A 15,056-nucleotide genomic window follows, 5' to 3' on the forward strand; every position below is an offset into this window, starting at 1 on the left:
CTAGAGATTTCCGCGCATAACATCGTCCAGGCTGGCGATATCGGTGAGGATGCGGGCGGCGGCGCGTAAGATGGGCACGCAGAGCAGTCCGCCAGTGCCTTCGCCTAGCCGCAACCCTAGATCCAGCAAGGGCAAGGCGCCGAGCGAGTCCAGCATGCGGCGGTGTCCGGCTTCGGCCGAACAATGGGCGAAGATGCAATAAGGCAGCACCGTAGGCGCCAGGCGGATGGCGGCCAGTGCGGCGGCGCTGGCAATGAACCCATCGACCAGCACGGCAGTTTTCGAGCGGGCGGCGCCGATAACGGCACCGGCCATCATGGCGATCTCAAACCCGCCGAATTCGGTTAGCACGGCGAGCGGTTCGGATGCGGCATTGCGAGCGGCGGCGCGTTGCAGCGTGGCAAGTTTGCGGGCGAGACCCGCCGCATCGTGCCCCGTGCCCATGCCAACGCAGTCGCTCAGCGGTGCGGGAGCGAGCCGGTGCATGACGAGGGCGGCGGAGGCGGTATTGCCGATGCCCATTTCACCGAGCGCTATGACATCGAATCCTTCCGCGGCGGCAGCTTGGGCGATGGCGGCGCCGCGCGTGATGGCGGCTTCGCATTGCTCGGTTGTCATCGCGGGTTCGTGCGCGGCGTTGCGCGTGCCCAGCGCGATTTTTGCATCCAGCAAGGCCGGATGCGGCGTGAGTTCGGCCGCGACACCGGCATCCACAACGCGGATTTCGGTATCGGCAGCGCGGGCAAAGGCGTTGGCGCTGGCCCGTTGGGCGAGGAAGGTCTGCACCATGGCGATGGTCACACTCGCCGGATAGCTGGAGACGCCTTCCTGGGTCAGCCCGTGATCGCCCGCGAAGACGAAGAGAATGGCGCGCTCCAGTTGCGGGTCCAGCCGCTGCTGAATAAGGCCGAGTTGCATTGCAAGCGCCTCCATGCGCCCCAGCGCGCCGGGCGGTTTGGCAAGACCGTCCAGTTTCGCCTGCAATGCTGACTCTAAAGCGCGGTCGATAGGGGGGAGGGGGAATGCGGTCATGCAAGGCTCCGGAGCGTGAAATTGGGCAGGCCGGCGATTCCGGCGAGGCCGGGGATGTTAAAATGCTGGGCCAGAAGGCTGGCGATTTCATCCAGTGCAGCCTCCACAATCGTGCCGTGATCGGCAACGGTGGAGGTCGTGCCCAGCGTGTTCAAAATAGCGGCGCGGGCCGTACCCTGTTGGAAGAGGCCGTGAATATAGCAGCCGGCGATGCGGCCATTGGCGGAGATCGCCCCTTGTGGCCCGGCGCTAGTGTGCAGAAAGGGGCGGGCCGTATCCGGCCCGGCGGTGCGGCCGATATGGATTTCATAGCCTTCGAATGGTGCATGATCCCCGGCCAGATGGCCCGTAGTGGCTGTAAGAATTTTGGCGCCGGTAAGGATTGTTTCAACATCGAGCAAGCCGAGGCCTTCGGCCTCGCCAGGAGGGCCTTCAAGGCCATCGGGGTCTGCGATGCGCCGCCCCAGCATTTGATAGCCGCCGCACAGACCCAGCACGCGCCCGCCCCGGCGGATATGCGCGGCGATGTCGATATCCCAGCCCTCCCGGCGCAGCATTGCCAGATCCGCGATCGTGGATTTGCTGCCCGGAAGTAAAATAAGGTTGGCATCACCGGGTAGAGCGGCGCCGGGTTGGATGAAGGTGAGATTGACCGAGGGCTCGTGCTGCAGCGGGTCGAAATCGTCGAAATTGGCGATGCGCGAGAGCCGGGGGACGGCGATTTTGATGCGCCCGTTCTTGGCAGTGAGCTGCCGGTCGAGTGCGGCGGCATCTTCCGCTGGCAGTCGCCGTGCTGCGGGCAGAAAGGGCGCCATGCCAAAATCGGGCCAGCCGGTTCTCCGTGTAATCTCGGCCCGGCCTTCAGCGAACAAGGCCGGATCGCCACGGAATTTATTGATCAGGAAGCCCTTGATCATGGCGCGGTCGGCATCCTCCAGCACTGTATGCGCGCCGACGAGGGCGGCGATGACGTGGCCGCGGTCGATATCGCCAGTGAGAATCACGGGCACATTGGCCGCACGGGCAAAACCCATGTTGGCGATATCGCCGCGCCGTAGGTTGATTTCGGCCGGACTGCCAGCACCTTCCACCAAGACCAGATCGCATTCGGCTTCGAGCTTATGGAAACTCTCCAGGCAAATATCCAGCAACTGCGCCTTACGGTGCTGGTATTCGGCCGCTCTCCAGCTGCCTTCCAGCTGCCCGCGCACGATTAACTGGGCACCGCTCTCGCTCTGAGGTTTTAGCAGCACAGGGTTCATATGCACGCTGGCAGGCGTGCGGCAGGCCAGTGCCTGCAGAGCCTGGGCGCGGCCGATCTCGCCGCCATCGGCGGTCACGGCGGCGTTGTTGGACATGTTCTGAGATTTAAACGGGCGGACGGTGAGGCCGTGATTCGTGAATAGGCGGCATAGTCCGGCGACCAAAGTAGATTTACCGACATCGGAGCCGCAGCCCTGGATCATTAATGCCGCCATGCGCAGCCTCCGGCAGCCAGCAAGATCCAGAATAAACCACAAGCGACCAGATAGACGCGCAGGCCGCGCGTGAGATCGGCGGTATCCGGCGTAGCCCCATCGCCAAACCAAGGACGGGGGTGCGGTGCGCCGTCATAGGTCACCGGGCCGCCCAAGCGGATTTTCAACCCTCCCGCCATCGCGGCTTCCGGCCAGCCGGCATTGGGAGAATCGTGGAGCCGGGCATCGCGCAGCATCACGCGCCAACCGCCACCGGCCGCGAGCGCCAGCAGCGCGCCGGAGAGTCGGGCAGGGATGAGGTTGGCAAAATCATCCGTGCGAGCGGCGGCCCAGCCAAAATCGCGCCAACGGGGCTCACGATGGCCGATCATGCTATCCGCCGTGTTGATGGCCTTATAGGCGAACAGCCCGCCCAGGCCGAGGAGGAAGAACCAGAAGGCGGGGGCGATGATGCCGTCGCAGAAACTCTCGGCTAGGCTCTCCAGCGCGGCTGTCGCGACGCCGTTTATATCGAGCGTAGCCGTGTCGCGCCCCACAATGCGGCCGGTGGCGAGGCGGGCGGCAGGGAGGTTGCCCGCCTGCAGGGCAGCGCGCACGGCAGCGACATGCGTGTAGAGGCTGCGCTGGGCGAGGCCGGTGGTGGCGAGCACGAGGGTCGCCAACGCCGCCCAGATGTTGTCGCGTCCCCCTTGGTCGATAAGAAAACCGATGAGTGCGGCACCGCCGGCAACAAGCAACAGCACAGCAATACCGAGCAGACGGCGGCGCGCGGCGGGTTGGTCCGGGTGGTTCCAGCGTTGTTCGAGTGCATGAATGGCGCGCCCGGCCCGGGTGATGGGATGCGGCAGGATCTGATGCAACGCCTCTGGGTAGCCGATAGCCGCTTCCAGCATGAGTGCTGCCAGTGTCCGCCAGGGGGCAATGGTGGGTGCAAAAATCAAAAATCAACTCCGCGCTGGGCTTTGATGCCTTGCTGGAACGGATGTTTGACCATCCGCATTTCCGTCACCAGTTCGGCGAGTTCCATCAGCTCAGGTTTCGCATCCCGGCCGGTGATGCAGATGTGCTTGTCGCGCGGGCGGTTCTTGAGCGCCGCCACGATTTTATCGAGGTCGAGATAGTCGTAGCGCAGTGCCACGTTCAATTCGTCCAGCAGCACGAAATCGAGTTCCGGATCGGCGATCATCTCCAGCGATTTTTCCCAGGCGGCCTGGGCGGCGGCAACATCGCGGGCGCGGTCCTGCGTATCCCAGGTGAAACCTTCGCCCATGATCTCCATCCGCACCTGGTCTGGAAAGCGGGCGAAGAACCGGCGCTCGCCGGTGATCCATTTGCCTTTTATGTATTGCACAATGCCGACTCGCTGGCCCCAACCGAGCGCGCGGGCGGCCATGCCGAAGCCGGCGGTGGATTTGCCTTTGCCCGCACCGGTGTGAATGAGCAGTAAGCCCCCTGTTTGGGTTTTGCTTTGCATCATCACGTCGCGCTCGGCTTTTACCGCTTTGCGCTCCTCGGCATGGCGGCGGTTGCGTTCGGCTTCGGAGTCCTCGGTGTTCTGGGTCATGCGATCCCGTGCTCCAGCGCAATTTGCAGGCGCGACCATGCGGCCTCACTGCCCGGCAGGCCGAACCGCAGCCAGTCCGGTTGCTGGCCGAATGGGCGGATGAGCAGACCGTGGCGTGCGAGATGCTCGAACCATTTGGCGGCATGAGGGCAGGCGGCAAGGCGGAACAGGCTGGTGCCGCCAAGGAGCCCTAACCCGGCCTTCACGAGCATCGTATCCAGCCGGTCGGAATCCTGTTGCAGCCGGGTGCGGGTGGCGTCTGCCCAATCGGCATCGGCATAGGCTGCTGTGCCGGCGGCGAGCGCTTCCGCGGAGACGGGCCAGTCACCAAAAGCGGCGCGGACGCCGGCGATGATCCTGGGGCCAGCAACGATGAAGCCAAGCCGCACGCCGGCCAGGCCAAAAAATTTACCAAAAGAGCGCAGGACGATCAGGCGATCATGCGCCCGAGACGCGACGCTTAGCTGCGGAGTGACCTCGCCAAAGGATTCGTCCACGATGAGCAGACGGCGCTTACTCACCAGACCGGCCAGGGTTTCTGGCGGGATTTGCCGGCCGTCCGGGTTATTCGGGTTCACGATGACGAGGGCCGAAGTCTCGGGCCGGCCGTGCAGCGTGACGGCGGTGTGGACTAGACGCCCGGCGGCGTGCCAAGCCTCGGCATGGCCGCCATAGGTGGGGGAGAGGATGCCAACATCCGGAGCGCTGGTAAGGCGGGGGAGGAGGCGCAGGCCGGCTTCCGCACCCGGAATCGCGGCCACCATGGCGGGGTGGACACCAAAAGACGCCGCCGCGGCGGCTTCCAATGCGGTGGTCTCGGCAGGATCCGGCAGGCGCTGAAGGGCGGAGAAATCCGCCCGCGGACCAGTCCAGCTATGCGGGTTGATGCCCGTGGAGAGGTCGATCCACGGCAAGGGCGCATTTGGGAACAAGACCGCAGCCTCACCCATGCGGCCACCATGGCGGAAATAGCCGGGTGAACTCATTGATTGGAACCCGTTCGTAGGCAGCGCATCGCGATCTCCCATAGTGAATAATCAACCGAACTGGCAGGCGGGCGAGGCAGGTTGAGCCCTGGTATAGGGCGCACCGCCTGCCCGCGCGCCAGCGCAGCAAACGAATCGCCACCCGGGAGAAATACCCGTTCGAGCGGCCACCTCGGCCGGACGAAAGACGACAACGACAGGCAGGTCTCCTGGCTCGCGGGTTATCGCCTTGGTGCGCCCCCAGGCCGGAACCCAGTGGCATGTCGCGCCAAAACTCATCGCTTACAGTTGCGGGGGCAGCTTGGGCACCGCACCCAAATTCCCGTTTTAATCCTCTTTCGAGGAACCTATCGCCCTTGGAGTGTAACGGGTAGAAGATGACACGGTCAAACAGGAGGTATTTTTGTCGCTGACACTTGTCCTGGGAGGTGCCCGTTCCGGCAAAAGCCGTTTTGCTCAGATGCAGGCCGAGAGGCAGGTGGGACCGTTGGTGATGATCGCGACTGGCCAGGCGTTCGATGAGGAGATGCGCCAGAGGATAGATCGGCATCGCGCCGAGCGGGGGCCTGCTTGGCATACAGTGGAGGCGCCAGTGGATTTGCTCAGGGCACTGGCCGGTTTGCAGCCCAGCGATGTGGCGGTTGTCGATTGCTTAACCTTGTGGTTGAATAATTTGATGTTTGCGGAGATGGATTTGGAGGCAAAGGGCAGCGCGCTGGTGGCGGCAGTGCAACGGTTGCAAAACCAGGTCTGGCTAGTTTCCAATGAGGTGGGGCTGGGTATTGTACCGGAAAACGCCCTGGCACGGCGCTTCCGCGACTCTGCTGGGCGGCTACACCAGCAATTGGCAGCGGTTGCAGACCGCGTCGTGCTTATGGTGGCGGGCCTGCCGATGATTGTGAAGTAAAGGCAGACCGAGAAGAAATTTGAAAATGCCGGTGTCGGTGAGATGCGCCGAATGCGCCGCACGGTCCGCGGCGGCCCGTATACATAGCCGTCAAACCTGCGACCAAAGCTGCAAAGCCGAGCGTCGTCCTGGCGACCAAGGTTGTTAAAGCCGCAGCTCCGGCGAAAAAGCCAGCTGCGATAAAAGCCCCTGTACTGAGCAAAAATGAGCTTCGCATTCAGCTGGACAAGGCACTAAAGACGATCGACACATTGCGCAACAAGAGCCGTGAAGCGGTTCGTGCGGCCAAAGCGTCGGCAGCACAAATTGCCGAATTGGAAGCCAAGGTCGTTCAACTGGAAAAGACGCCGACCGTAAAGGCAAAGCCCACAAGGGGGCACGACAAGAACTGTGCGTAGCTGTACGACGTCATAGAACATAACGGAAACATGCGGTTTTGCGGTTCATGCGGCGGAGATGAATTTCTTTTTGGTGGTGCGGAGCGGTCGGAAAGTGCCTTTTGGTTGGGCCTCACCTCTCCAGTCGTAGATACCGGTCAGGTTGATGTGCTCCCAGATCTGCGGTGAGATGTGGCGAATGATGTCATCCGGCAGGTCATGTCCTTCGTCCCGTAGGCTCTGGACGACGCGTGAGAGATAGGCGGTGTTCCACAAGATGATGGCGCTGACCACCAGGTTGAGGCCGGAGGCGCGGAAAGCCTGGCTCTCGAAGGAGCCGTCGCAGATTTCGCCACGCTCGTGGAAAAAGACTGCCCGGGTCAGCTTGTTGCCGGCCTCGCCCTTGTTCAGCCCGGCCCGACAGCGACCGCGCAGCTGTGGGCTGGAATACCACTCGGTCATGAACAGGGTTCGCTCGATCCGGCCGATTTCACGCAGCGCGCGCGACAGCGTGTTCGTTTTTGGCCGGGCGGCGAGCTTTTTCAGCAAGGTCGAAGGCGCAACGAGCCGATCCACGATCGAGACGCCGGCACGCAACGCTTCATCCCAGCCCGCGCGGATTGCGGCGGCATCGATACACTCGCCGATGTGATGCTTGATGGCCGGGTAGGCATCTGCGCCCTCGAAGCTGTGCAGGCGCCAATCCTTGAGATCGCGCAGCCGCGGTGCGACGCGCTTTCCGCCCAATGTGAACAGGCTGAAGATATGGTCGCTGGCGCCGCCGGTTTCGACGTAGTGCTCGTCGATTTCGATTCGGCTCTCATGTCCGTAGAGCCCGTCGAGCACATAGACGGCTTCGTCCTCGGTGGCGCCCATCGGAAGGATGTGGAAGTGGCCGTACTGATCGGAGACCCAGGTGTAGAATTTGCTGCCGGGGTCGCCACTGTAATGGGCGTTAACGTCGCTGCGCTTGGCGCCCCGGCCGGCGGCGCGAAAAAACTGGCCGTCCGATGAGGAGGTCGAGCCGTTGCCCTAGAGCTTGGCGAAAGGATGCGCCAGTTGGGCGTTGATGATCGCGGCCAAGGCCGCCTTGTAGGTCTCGGGGCGGATGTGGAACAGCCGGGCCCAGGTGATCTGCCGCTCGCTGAGCCCGACCGAGGCGTCGGCCAGGCGCTTGGCGCCGAGATTGGTCGCGTCACCGAGGATCGCCGCAAGCAGGACCGGGGTGAGCCGAACCGCGTCGCCGGTGCGCAGATGGGTGAACCAATGGGCGAAGCCGGTCCATGTGTCGACCTCGGCCAGGAGGTCGGTGACGTCGATCTGCGGCATTCGGTCGAGGATCAGCCATTTCGCCGCTTCGACCTTCGCTTTCGCCATTTTGGTGCGTTCTTTCGCGATAGTCAGGACACCATTGACCAGGCGGACGCCGACGAGCTTGCCGGCCCGGGCCTGGTAGCTCAATTTCTACAGCTTGAAGTCCAATTTCCGCTGCTTTTCGGCGATCCAGGCATCGGCGTCGTGCGGGACGCCGAGCCGCAGATCGCCCCCCGCCTTGCGCGCCGCGAAGGCCGGGCTCGGCATGAGTTGGGTCTCCAGAGGGCAGAAAGCCCGGCCGCCCTCAACCCAGACTTCGCCAGACCGCAGGCGGCCACGCAACGCGGCGAGGGTGGCGATCTCCCACAGACGGCGGTCACGCTTGCCATCGGCAGCGATGAGCTTGCGAACTTTTTGGGTGAGATGGCCAATCGGTATCTTGGCCGGCAACCCACGGCGGTCGTCCCGATTGAGCTGTTGCAGAAGTTCGATCGCTGCCAGCAGCGGGTCATGCTCCCGGGCAGACCGGAAGGTGAAGGCCTCAAGCAGAGCAGGCGCATAGCGGCGGACCCAGGAATAGTGCGCGGCGGCGCCGAGGAGCGGATCGGCCTCGGCGGTCGCGGCCAATGCCTCGACATCGACTCGGGCCTGGACCAGGCGACGCCAGCCGATCTCGCGGTCGAGCACCTTGAAGGTGTCCTCGCCGGTCTCGTTGGCTTCGGCGAGCGCGCGCAGCGTGTCGCCGAACATGCGCAGCAGCCGACCCGTCTCCTTGCGATCATCCAGATGCCGCCGCTCCTGCCGGGCCTTGGACTTGGTGAACAGGCGGGCAATCAACCGACAGAACATGGTGAGCGTGGCATCGGTCAGCTTGCTGCGCAGCTCGATCAGTTGCGCTGCGATCAGTGCGCACCGGCGTCCGGCATTGAAGTCGTCGGCCAGCCAGCTCGGCGTCACCGCGCCCTCGCGCACCAACTGGGCCCAGCGGTTCGGATGAATGTGTGCCCGGCGCTGCGGGTCAAGGTGGAACGCCCGGACGAAGCTCAATCGTTCGAGGTGGGCGAGTAGATTCTTCTCGCTCGGCGCCTCCGGCAAGGCCCGCAGCCAGGCGAAGCGGGTTTGCCGGATGGTGGGATCGACGGTGAGCAGCCTATCGAGTGTGGCCAGCCCCTCGGCCGTGAGACCATCGAGCAGCGCCGCTTCCATCCGGTGCCGCGCGATGACCCGTGCGGCGCGGCCGATCCGGTCGAGCGTATCGGTCGCCGGAAGCACCGACTTGCGCTCCCTGAATGCGGCGATGATCGCCTCGGCAATCGGCTTTCCCAGATCGGTCGCGGCGGCTATGGTGATCGCTACCTGAAGTGCTGCGCGCCGGTCATCGCGACCGGCCGGATGCAGCCCGCGATGGCGCTGCGCCTCAACTGCATGCTCGCGCCGGTTTGTGTCACGCCGGGCATACTCGGCCAATGCACCCGAATTGACGCCGATCTGTTGGGCGACGAAGGCGACCATCGGCGCCGGGAATCATGAAGTCGCCATGGCCCTGGGCCAAGGTTGAATAGAGAGCCGTATGCGCTGAAAGGTGCACGTACGGTTCGGGGAGGGGAAGCGCTCAGGCGCTTCCTACTCCACTCCCCATGGCGCGCGGCTTTGTCTATCTTGCGGCGGTGGTGGACTGGTTCAGCCGGCGAGTGCTGGCCTGGAAATTGTCGATCACGCTGGAGGCGGAATTCTGTATCGAGGCGGTTGAGGAAGCGCTCGCCCGGCACGGCAAACCAGAGATCTTCAACACCGATCAGGGCAGCCAGTTTACCAGCGGTGACTTCACCGGGCTGCTGCTGGGGCACAAAATCGCGATCAGCATGGATGGCAAGGCGGCCTGGCGCGACAACGTGTTCGTCGAGCGGCTCTGGCGATCGGTGAAGTATGAGGAGGTGTATCTGCACGCCTATGCCAGTGTCGCCGAGGCCCGCGCCGGACTTGGCCGGTACCTGAATTTCTACAATGGACGGCGCCCGCATTCGAGCCTTGGCGCACGCACGCCCGATACCGTCTACTTCATCAAGCCCCCGCTGCTGGCGGCCGCCTGAAAAATTTCGCCGCCGGTATCTGGGCCTTGCTCCAGTCGGGCTACGCCCTCCTTGCGCAAGGCCCAGATACCGGCATACTACCAACCAACCCGGCAGAGCTTCCACTTAAAGAAAGCGAAACGGTGTTCAGACAAACCCGGCCACCTCTCGTTGCCCATTGGCGTCTGTCACGATTATTCCGCTGAAATGAGCGTTCACGCCCTCCGTGAAGGTAATCGAGACGATTTTCGGTGATGCTTTAAGCACCGCATTTGCGGGTGGAGTTTCATGCACCGGATAGGCATGAGCGAATGCTGATCCAGTTTTAATCGTCAAAATAGTGAATGCCAAAGCGATGACTGCAAGAATACGCATATCAATAAGCTCTCTTATGTTCGGTGGTTTAGGTGTTGGAAAACGATTGACTGGTCCTCGGCGTGGAAGGCTCTAATAGATCGCCTTGCAGAATTTCTGGTCCCGGATTTCCTGGCTCGTTTTGAATAAGAGGAAGCGTTGGGGTTATGGCAGATTTTTTGCCCTTACGCATGCCCATCATGCATAACCCGAGGCCACACATGACCAGGCAGGGTAGGATGGAAAGAATGATCGGCGCAACACCAATGGCGACCAGCCGACCCCAGCCACCGCCAAAAGCTAAAGCTCCGCCGCCGATAACGATTAGTCCGAGAATGATGCCGGTACGCCCCATAAGCCGTGAACGCCAACTGTGCGGACCTGTTTGATTTGATGTTGAACATGAATTTGATGAAGGTGAGCATTTCATTGTTAAGTCCTCCGTTCAGGTTAAAGTCACGCCGCCGTCATGGTTCGTTTAAAAAAGGAAAGTGATGATGGGCTATCCCAGTCAGCACCCCCCTCAAGCTGGCCGATCTGCCGTCCATCCGGGTTGATCAGAAATGTAGCCGGGATGCCGTCGAGGTTGAGCGCCTGCATGATGTCTCCCGAAGTATCCAGATATATCCTGAGATGTTTTATCCCAATCTCGGTATAAAACTGCCGCACCGGTGCCAGGCCACCGGTGTCAATCGATACAGGAACGACCTGGAAGTGTGGGCCCCCAAGCGTGCTTTGTAAGCGGTCAAGCGTCGGCATTTCTTCGCGGCAGGGCGCGCACCACGTCGCCCAGATGTTCAGGAGAATGAATTTGCCTCGGAAGGTCTTAAGGCTGATGGACGAGCCACTCTCCGTCTTGAAATCTAGGGCCGGAAATGGCATTGGCGCAGTTTCGCTCAGCCGCGGCGGCGGTAAGTCATCTGCTCGCGCGATTGAGGTTGCTGCTATAACAAACGGAGGTATTAGTGCTGACGTACGCAGAAAATTCCGGCGGTTTACGGATTGTTGCGTGATCATTGGTTCACCTGCGCTTTCAGTGCCGAAGTTAGTTGTGCAACAGTGATGGTGAACGGATACAGATTAAGAAATTTTCCATCTGGTCCCATGAGATACAGATATGTCGAGTGACTGATCAGGCTGGCGCCTGATGCTTCGAGATCATTCGTGTTGAAGGATACGTCATATTCATGGGCAACGGTGGTAATCTGCGTGGAGCTTCCGGTAAGTCCGATCATCTCCGGTCCAAATTTTTGGAGATAGACATCGAGAACGTCAGGTGTGTCTCGTGCCGGATCAATCGTAATAAAGATCGGGGCAATTTGTTGGGCAAGCGGCCCTAGATTCTTCATTGCCAGAGCCATTTTTTCCAACGTCAACGGGCAGTCATCCGGGCAGTGACTGAAGCCGAAGAATACCAGCATGTATTTGCCGTGATATGTCGCGTCAGTGACCGGTTGGCCAAGCTGATCCGTAAGCTGGAAAGGCCCGCCGATTGGCGCGCCCGGCGGGATTGCTGAATTGGTGGTCGTCGCCATCTGATTGCCAGGTGGTGGACCAAACACCCTTGCCAGAACGTCAGATGGGTTGACACCAAGCAAAGCCGGGTCAATCGCCCCAATCGTTAAAGCGACGGCAATGGTGCCCAAAATACCAATCGCCGCAATACGAAGTCGGCGGGACCATTTGGAGGTCCGTTTGCTTTGCGGATTTAGTGGTGAAGATTGATCTGGATTCATTGCGGATGGGCCTGACCTTCATAAAGATAATTATGTGTGCGCGGACCGGGCATACGGTCGTGGCGCATGGTATCGATCTGAAATCCGGCTTCAATGATGAGCGCATCAATCTGGCGGTTGAGATGGCATCCCCCGGCGATCCGTCCCCAGAGCGGGTCTATGCGATCCTGCCAGCGTGCCACGGCTTTTTCAGGTGCGCGGCCATGCTCAACGAACAACAATGTGCCGCCTGGCCGCAGCACGCGCCTGGCTTCCTGCAACGCCTTTCGCGCGTCAGGAATCGTACAGAGAGTCCAGGTGGTAACGACGGTATCAACGGAGTGCGATTCGATCGGCAGCGCCTCCGCAGACGCTTGCAGAAATTCTACCGGCACCAGGACGCGCGCCATTTGTTGTTCTGCCATTGCCAGAAGCTCGGAGGAGGGTTCGATGCCGATGACACTGCGTACGCCGGCGCCATAGAGCGGCAGGTTGAGGCCAGAGCCGATGCCGATTTCAAGAACGTCGCCCACCGCTTGGCTAATGACGCGCTCGCGGAATGGCTGTAGCGGTTTTTGCCGCATGACGAAATTGAGCAATGGCGGCAAGATGTGATGCTGGTAGAAACTCATTTTGTGACCTCCGTTTGATTTTGCTTGCCGGGTGGCACCGCAGCGCGCTGGAATTCCTGCATCACGAGCCCTGAAGTCAGCAGGCTTGGTAATACAATTCCCGAGGGCGCACCGGGCCCATAAATGACATCCAACGGTACGCCATAACGATGGAAACTCTCCAGATAGGCCGTGATAATAACACTCGGACGAGTCCAATCCGCGCGCATCGTGACAACATTAGATGCTCGTAATTGTGCGGCAACCGGATCACGATCAAGAACGGTCAATGCATTGACCTTGCAAATCAGACACCAGGCGGCAGTGACATCGACGAAGACAAGTTTGTGCTGCCCAACAAGTCCGGCGATCCGCGTTTGGTCAAAGGGCTGCCATATTGTGGATGGAGCGGCATCCGCCTGTCCCGATTTCACGATTGCCTGTTGCATCAGGCTTGGCATGATCGTGGCAGTTACCGCCAGCCCGATGGTAAGCGCTGCCATCATCCGGCGGAATATGGGTCTGCTGACATTGCAACGATGTCGGATAAACAGCAGAAGCAATATTGCCGACAAGAGGCCGCCTGCAATAAGTGCGGCATGTTGTGAGACAACTGCCGCAATGATGGAAATAAGCCAAATCGAAGTGACAAGAAGCGCGAAGCCGAGAATGATCCGGACCTTGATCATCCATGCCCCAGGCTTCGGCATAAAACGCAACAACCCAGGAACTGCCGTCACCGCTAGATAAGGCAATGCCATGCCGATCCCAAGTGTCAGAAATATTCCAAATATCGTCAACGGGTCACGAGCCAACGCAAAGCCGACGGCGGTTCCAACGAAAGGTGCGGTGCACGACGTCGCGAGAACGGTCGCCAATGCACCTGTTATGAATGCCGTCACCCTGGGGTGGTGACTTTTGCCGGCATTTGCGGCTTGTCCGGTAAACCCCGGCATTGCAATCGGCAACCACTCCCACAGGCTGGCAGCGAATAATGTTGTCAGCACAGCCATAAATCCCAAAAACCATGGCTGTTGGAATTGAATACCCCAACCGATCGCAGCCCCTGCGGCTTTCAGAAGAACCAAAATGAAGGCGATGATGATGAAAGATGATATGATACCGGCTGCGGTTGTCACAAGGTTGAGCCGGAATTGTATTTGCTCATCACCGCGTGCATTCGACAGGCCAAATAATTTCAACGACAAAACCGGCAATACGCAGGGCATGACATTCAAAATCAGGCCACCGAGCAACGCAATCAGCAAGATTGCCACATCGTTTGACCCGGCTCCCATGCGAGGCAATGGGCCGATGGTAGGTGTTGCCGTAAAACTCGCGGCGTGCGTTCCATTTTCAAAGGTAAACTGCAACGCTTTACCGGCCATCGCAGTCGGTGTTTGACGCGTCAGAAATATGCTTAGAATGGCGCGATGATGTTCTGGATCGAGCTGGATCTGCGGCGCGGATGGTGTTGTCGCCAGTATGCCTTCAACAAAAATATCTGGATTTGATAAAACCGTCCTGCCTGTGTCAAGCACCACCGACAGGATTGACCCAGCCGCGTTGCTGGGTGCGTTCGATATGATGACGGAGGATAGCGATATACCGGCGTCGGAGAGGTTCCCCGGAATCGTGGTCCATGCCTGGGAAATGAGCGGTGCCTGAGGACCAGGTACAGCAATGCCGGTAGGAAGCTGAAGGGTGAGCAAGGCCGTATAAGGAACGCAGACATTCTTGCACGCCGCGTAGTGAACCAGTGCATGGAGATCTAGCGGCTGGCCGAGTTGATCGAGCGCCACCGCAATCGGGAGGACAACGCCATTTTCATAACCCTGGGTGATTAAACCATCGAGTAGAAAGCGTTTCGGCGCCGGCCAGTATAGTTGTGTCGATTGCAGGTTCTTCGATCCGCTCCAATCAATGGATGGCGGGATTCCGGCGTCGCCGGGGCTGCGCCAATAGGCGTGCCAGCCCGGCGCCAGCCGGATTTGCAAGGCCGCGTCAATCTGCCCCGCGGAGCCGGTTGCCTGCACGGCGGTAATCAGACGCGCCGATGCATGGCCATCGCCAACCCATGACGTGGCCGCGGCATGCGCCGGAAGGGCAGATGCAACCCAACCGCCCAGAGAGACAAGCAAGGCGAATGCAAACAGACAAGATTTTTTTGTCTGCAACCTCATGGTTTCGATACTCAACGGGAACTCCCAGAAACATTGCTGTTGCGGCAATGCCCATTCATAAATGCGCATCACCGCAACAGCTTTTGAAAGCCAAAGGCTATTTAGGCATCGGTCCGGCGGACGGCGCCGCACCATGCGTCAGCAGCTTGGTTTGTGCGTTAATCTCATTGGTCATGGCGTTCATCATGTTGATCTGCGCGGTCATCATATTCGTGCATGCCGTCATCATCGCCATCATGCCCATCATATTGCCACCGGTTTTTCCGGCAATTTTGCCGTAATCACCCATCATGCCACCACGACTCATCATATTCCCACTACCCATCATGCCGCTGTTGCCTTGCGTCATATCATTGGTCGCCGCCGGTGGTGGTGCGGCCTGTGCGACCGATGCGCCAGCCAAGGTGGCGAGTAAAACGCCAGTGATGATCGTCGTCTGTACGGTCCTAAACATTCTATTGTTCCT

At 60.4% G+C, this 15,056-nt stretch carries 14 protein-coding genes, 2 pseudogenes and 1 riboswitch; of the genes and pseudogenes, 2 read left to right on the top strand and 14 right to left on the bottom strand.

Annotated features, from left to right (window positions below; translation table 11 throughout):
- The 5 genes from cobT to cobD are packed head-to-tail and all read right to left on the bottom strand — an operon-like array spanning position 1 to position 5,060.
- Positions 1-1,032, bottom strand: coding sequence for a nicotinate-nucleotide--dimethylbenzimidazole phosphoribosyltransferase (gene cobT / locus QQJ84_RS00200; RefSeq protein ID WP_284255862.1), 1,032 nt, complete (start codon positions 1,030-1,032; stop codon positions 1-3).
- On the bottom strand, positions 1,029-2,510 hold the full coding sequence (locus tag QQJ84_RS00205) for a cobyric acid synthase (RefSeq protein WP_284255863.1): 1,482 nt from the start codon (positions 2,508-2,510) through the stop codon (positions 1,029-1,031). The genes cobT and QQJ84_RS00205 overlap by 4 nt, the downstream gene beginning before the upstream one ends.
- Positions 2,498-3,451, bottom strand: a complete 954-nt coding sequence (cbiB, locus tag QQJ84_RS00210; protein ID WP_284255864.1) for an adenosylcobinamide-phosphate synthase CbiB — start codon at positions 3,449-3,451, stop codon at positions 2,498-2,500. Before cbiB ends, QQJ84_RS00205 begins: the two co-directional genes overlap by 13 nt.
- Positions 3,448-4,074, bottom strand: a complete 627-nt coding sequence (gene cobO, locus QQJ84_RS00215) for a cob(I)yrinic acid a,c-diamide adenosyltransferase (RefSeq protein ID WP_284255865.1) — start codon at positions 4,072-4,074, stop codon at positions 3,448-3,450. The genes cbiB and cobO overlap by 4 nt, the downstream gene beginning before the upstream one ends.
- The gene (cobD, locus tag QQJ84_RS00220; protein WP_284255866.1) at positions 4,071-5,060 is read right to left on the bottom strand and encodes a threonine-phosphate decarboxylase CobD; all 990 of its coding nucleotides are present in this window, start codon (positions 5,058-5,060) and stop codon (positions 4,071-4,073) included. The genes cobO and cobD overlap by 4 nt, the downstream gene beginning before the upstream one ends.
- 182 nt (positions 5,061-5,242) lie before the next feature.
- Positions 5,243-5,426: riboswitch (cobalamin riboswitch) on the bottom strand.
- Between the two features lie 37 nt (positions 5,427-5,463).
- Between cobD and cobU the strand changes: the two genes are divergently transcribed.
- Positions 5,464-5,967, top strand: coding sequence for a bifunctional adenosylcobinamide kinase/adenosylcobinamide-phosphate guanylyltransferase (gene cobU, locus QQJ84_RS00225; RefSeq protein WP_284255867.1), 504 nt, complete (start codon positions 5,464-5,466; stop codon positions 5,965-5,967).
- A gap of 443 nt (positions 5,968-6,410) precedes the next feature.
- Here cobU and QQJ84_RS00230 read toward each other — a convergent pair.
- Positions 6,411-7,721, bottom strand: a pseudogene (locus QQJ84_RS00230) (Tn3 family transposase).
- A gap of 87 nt (positions 7,722-7,808) precedes the next feature.
- Entirely contained in the window at positions 7,809-9,170 is a 1,362-nt protein-coding gene (locus QQJ84_RS00235) for a DUF4158 domain-containing protein (protein WP_284255868.1), read from the bottom strand.
- A gap of 113 nt (positions 9,171-9,283) precedes the next feature.
- Between QQJ84_RS00235 and QQJ84_RS00240 the strand changes: the two are divergent.
- A pseudogene (locus tag QQJ84_RS00240) lies at positions 9,284-9,748 on the top strand (transposase); the annotation flags it as partial.
- Positions 9,749-9,874: 126 nt separating this feature from the next.
- On the opposite strand, the gene QQJ84_RS00245 reads toward QQJ84_RS00240, so the two are convergent.
- The 7 genes from QQJ84_RS00245 to QQJ84_RS00275 all read right to left on the bottom strand — a co-directional run bounded on the left by QQJ84_RS00245 (position 9,875) and on the right by QQJ84_RS00275 (position 15,044).
- On the bottom strand, positions 9,875-10,102 hold the full coding sequence (locus QQJ84_RS00245) for a copper resistance CopC family protein (protein WP_284255869.1): 228 nt from the start codon (positions 10,100-10,102) through the stop codon (positions 9,875-9,877).
- A gap of 28 nt (positions 10,103-10,130) precedes the next feature.
- Positions 10,131-10,436: a hypothetical protein gene (locus tag QQJ84_RS00250; RefSeq protein ID WP_284255870.1), complete on the bottom strand. Its 306-nt coding sequence runs from the start codon at positions 10,434-10,436 to the stop codon at positions 10,131-10,133.
- A gap of 101 nt (positions 10,437-10,537) precedes the next feature.
- A complete protein-coding gene (locus QQJ84_RS00255; protein ID WP_284255871.1) occupies positions 10,538-11,098 on the bottom strand; it encodes a TlpA family protein disulfide reductase in 561 nt (186 codons plus the stop codon).
- Positions 11,095-11,817, bottom strand: a complete 723-nt coding sequence (locus QQJ84_RS00260) for an SCO family protein (RefSeq protein ID WP_284255872.1) — start codon at positions 11,815-11,817, stop codon at positions 11,095-11,097. The genes QQJ84_RS00255 and QQJ84_RS00260 overlap by 4 nt, the downstream gene beginning before the upstream one ends.
- On the bottom strand, positions 11,814-12,428 hold the full coding sequence (locus QQJ84_RS00265) for a class I SAM-dependent methyltransferase (protein WP_284255873.1): 615 nt from the start codon (positions 12,426-12,428) through the stop codon (positions 11,814-11,816). The genes QQJ84_RS00260 and QQJ84_RS00265 overlap by 4 nt, the downstream gene beginning before the upstream one ends.
- Positions 12,425-14,659 (bottom strand): protein-disulfide reductase DsbD family protein, encoded by a 2,235-nt coding sequence (locus QQJ84_RS00270; RefSeq protein ID WP_284255874.1) that lies wholly within the window; start codon positions 14,657-14,659, stop codon positions 12,425-12,427. The genes QQJ84_RS00265 and QQJ84_RS00270 overlap by 4 nt, the downstream gene beginning before the upstream one ends.
- 28 nt (positions 14,660-14,687) lie before the next feature.
- Positions 14,688-15,044 carry a hypothetical protein gene (locus QQJ84_RS00275; protein WP_284255875.1) on the bottom strand — a complete coding sequence of 119 codons (357 nt, stop codon included), beginning with the start codon at positions 15,042-15,044 and terminating at the stop codon, positions 14,688-14,690.
- Positions 15,045-15,056 lie beyond the last annotated feature (12 nt).

The organism is Acidocella aquatica, assembly GCF_030160635.1.
GTDB lineage: Bacteria > Pseudomonadota > Alphaproteobacteria > Acetobacterales > Acetobacteraceae > Acidocella > Acidocella aquatica.

Coding starts and splice junctions, on each gene's coding strand:
- QQJ84_RS00250 (WP_284255870.1), bottom strand. CDS start 10,436: ATGGGGCGTACCGGCATCATTCTCGGACTAATCGTTATCGGCGGCGGA.
- QQJ84_RS00245 (WP_284255869.1), bottom strand. CDS start 10,102: ATGCGTATTCTTGCAGTCATCGCTTTGGCATTCACTATTTTGACGATT.
- QQJ84_RS00235 (WP_284255868.1), bottom strand. CDS start 9,170: ATGGTCGCCTTCGTCGCCCAACAGATCGGCGTCAATTCGGGTGCATTG.
- QQJ84_RS00205 (WP_284255863.1), bottom strand. CDS start 2,510: ATGGCGGCATTAATGATCCAGGGCTGCGGCTCCGATGTCGGTAAATCT.
- QQJ84_RS00275 (WP_284255875.1), bottom strand. CDS start 15,044: ATGTTTAGGACCGTACAGACGACGATCATCACTGGCGTTTTACTCGCC.
- QQJ84_RS00260 (WP_284255872.1), bottom strand. CDS start 11,817: ATGAATCCAGATCAATCTTCACCACTAAATCCGCAAAGCAAACGGACC.
- cobT (WP_284255862.1), bottom strand. CDS start 1,032: ATGACCGCATTCCCCCTCCCCCCTATCGACCGCGCTTTAGAGTCAGCA.
- QQJ84_RS00265 (WP_284255873.1), bottom strand. CDS start 12,428: ATGAGTTTCTACCAGCATCACATCTTGCCGCCATTGCTCAATTTCGTC.
- QQJ84_RS00255 (WP_284255871.1), bottom strand. CDS start 11,098: ATGATCACGCAACAATCCGTAAACCGCCGGAATTTTCTGCGTACGTCA.
- cobO (WP_284255865.1), bottom strand. CDS start 4,074: ATGACCCAGAACACCGAGGACTCCGAAGCCGAACGCAACCGCCGCCAT.
- QQJ84_RS00270 (WP_284255874.1), bottom strand. CDS start 14,659: ATGCGCATTTATGAATGGGCATTGCCGCAACAGCAATGTTTCTGGGAG.
- cobD (WP_284255866.1), bottom strand. CDS start 5,060: ATGAGTTCACCCGGCTATTTCCGCCATGGTGGCCGCATGGGTGAGGCT.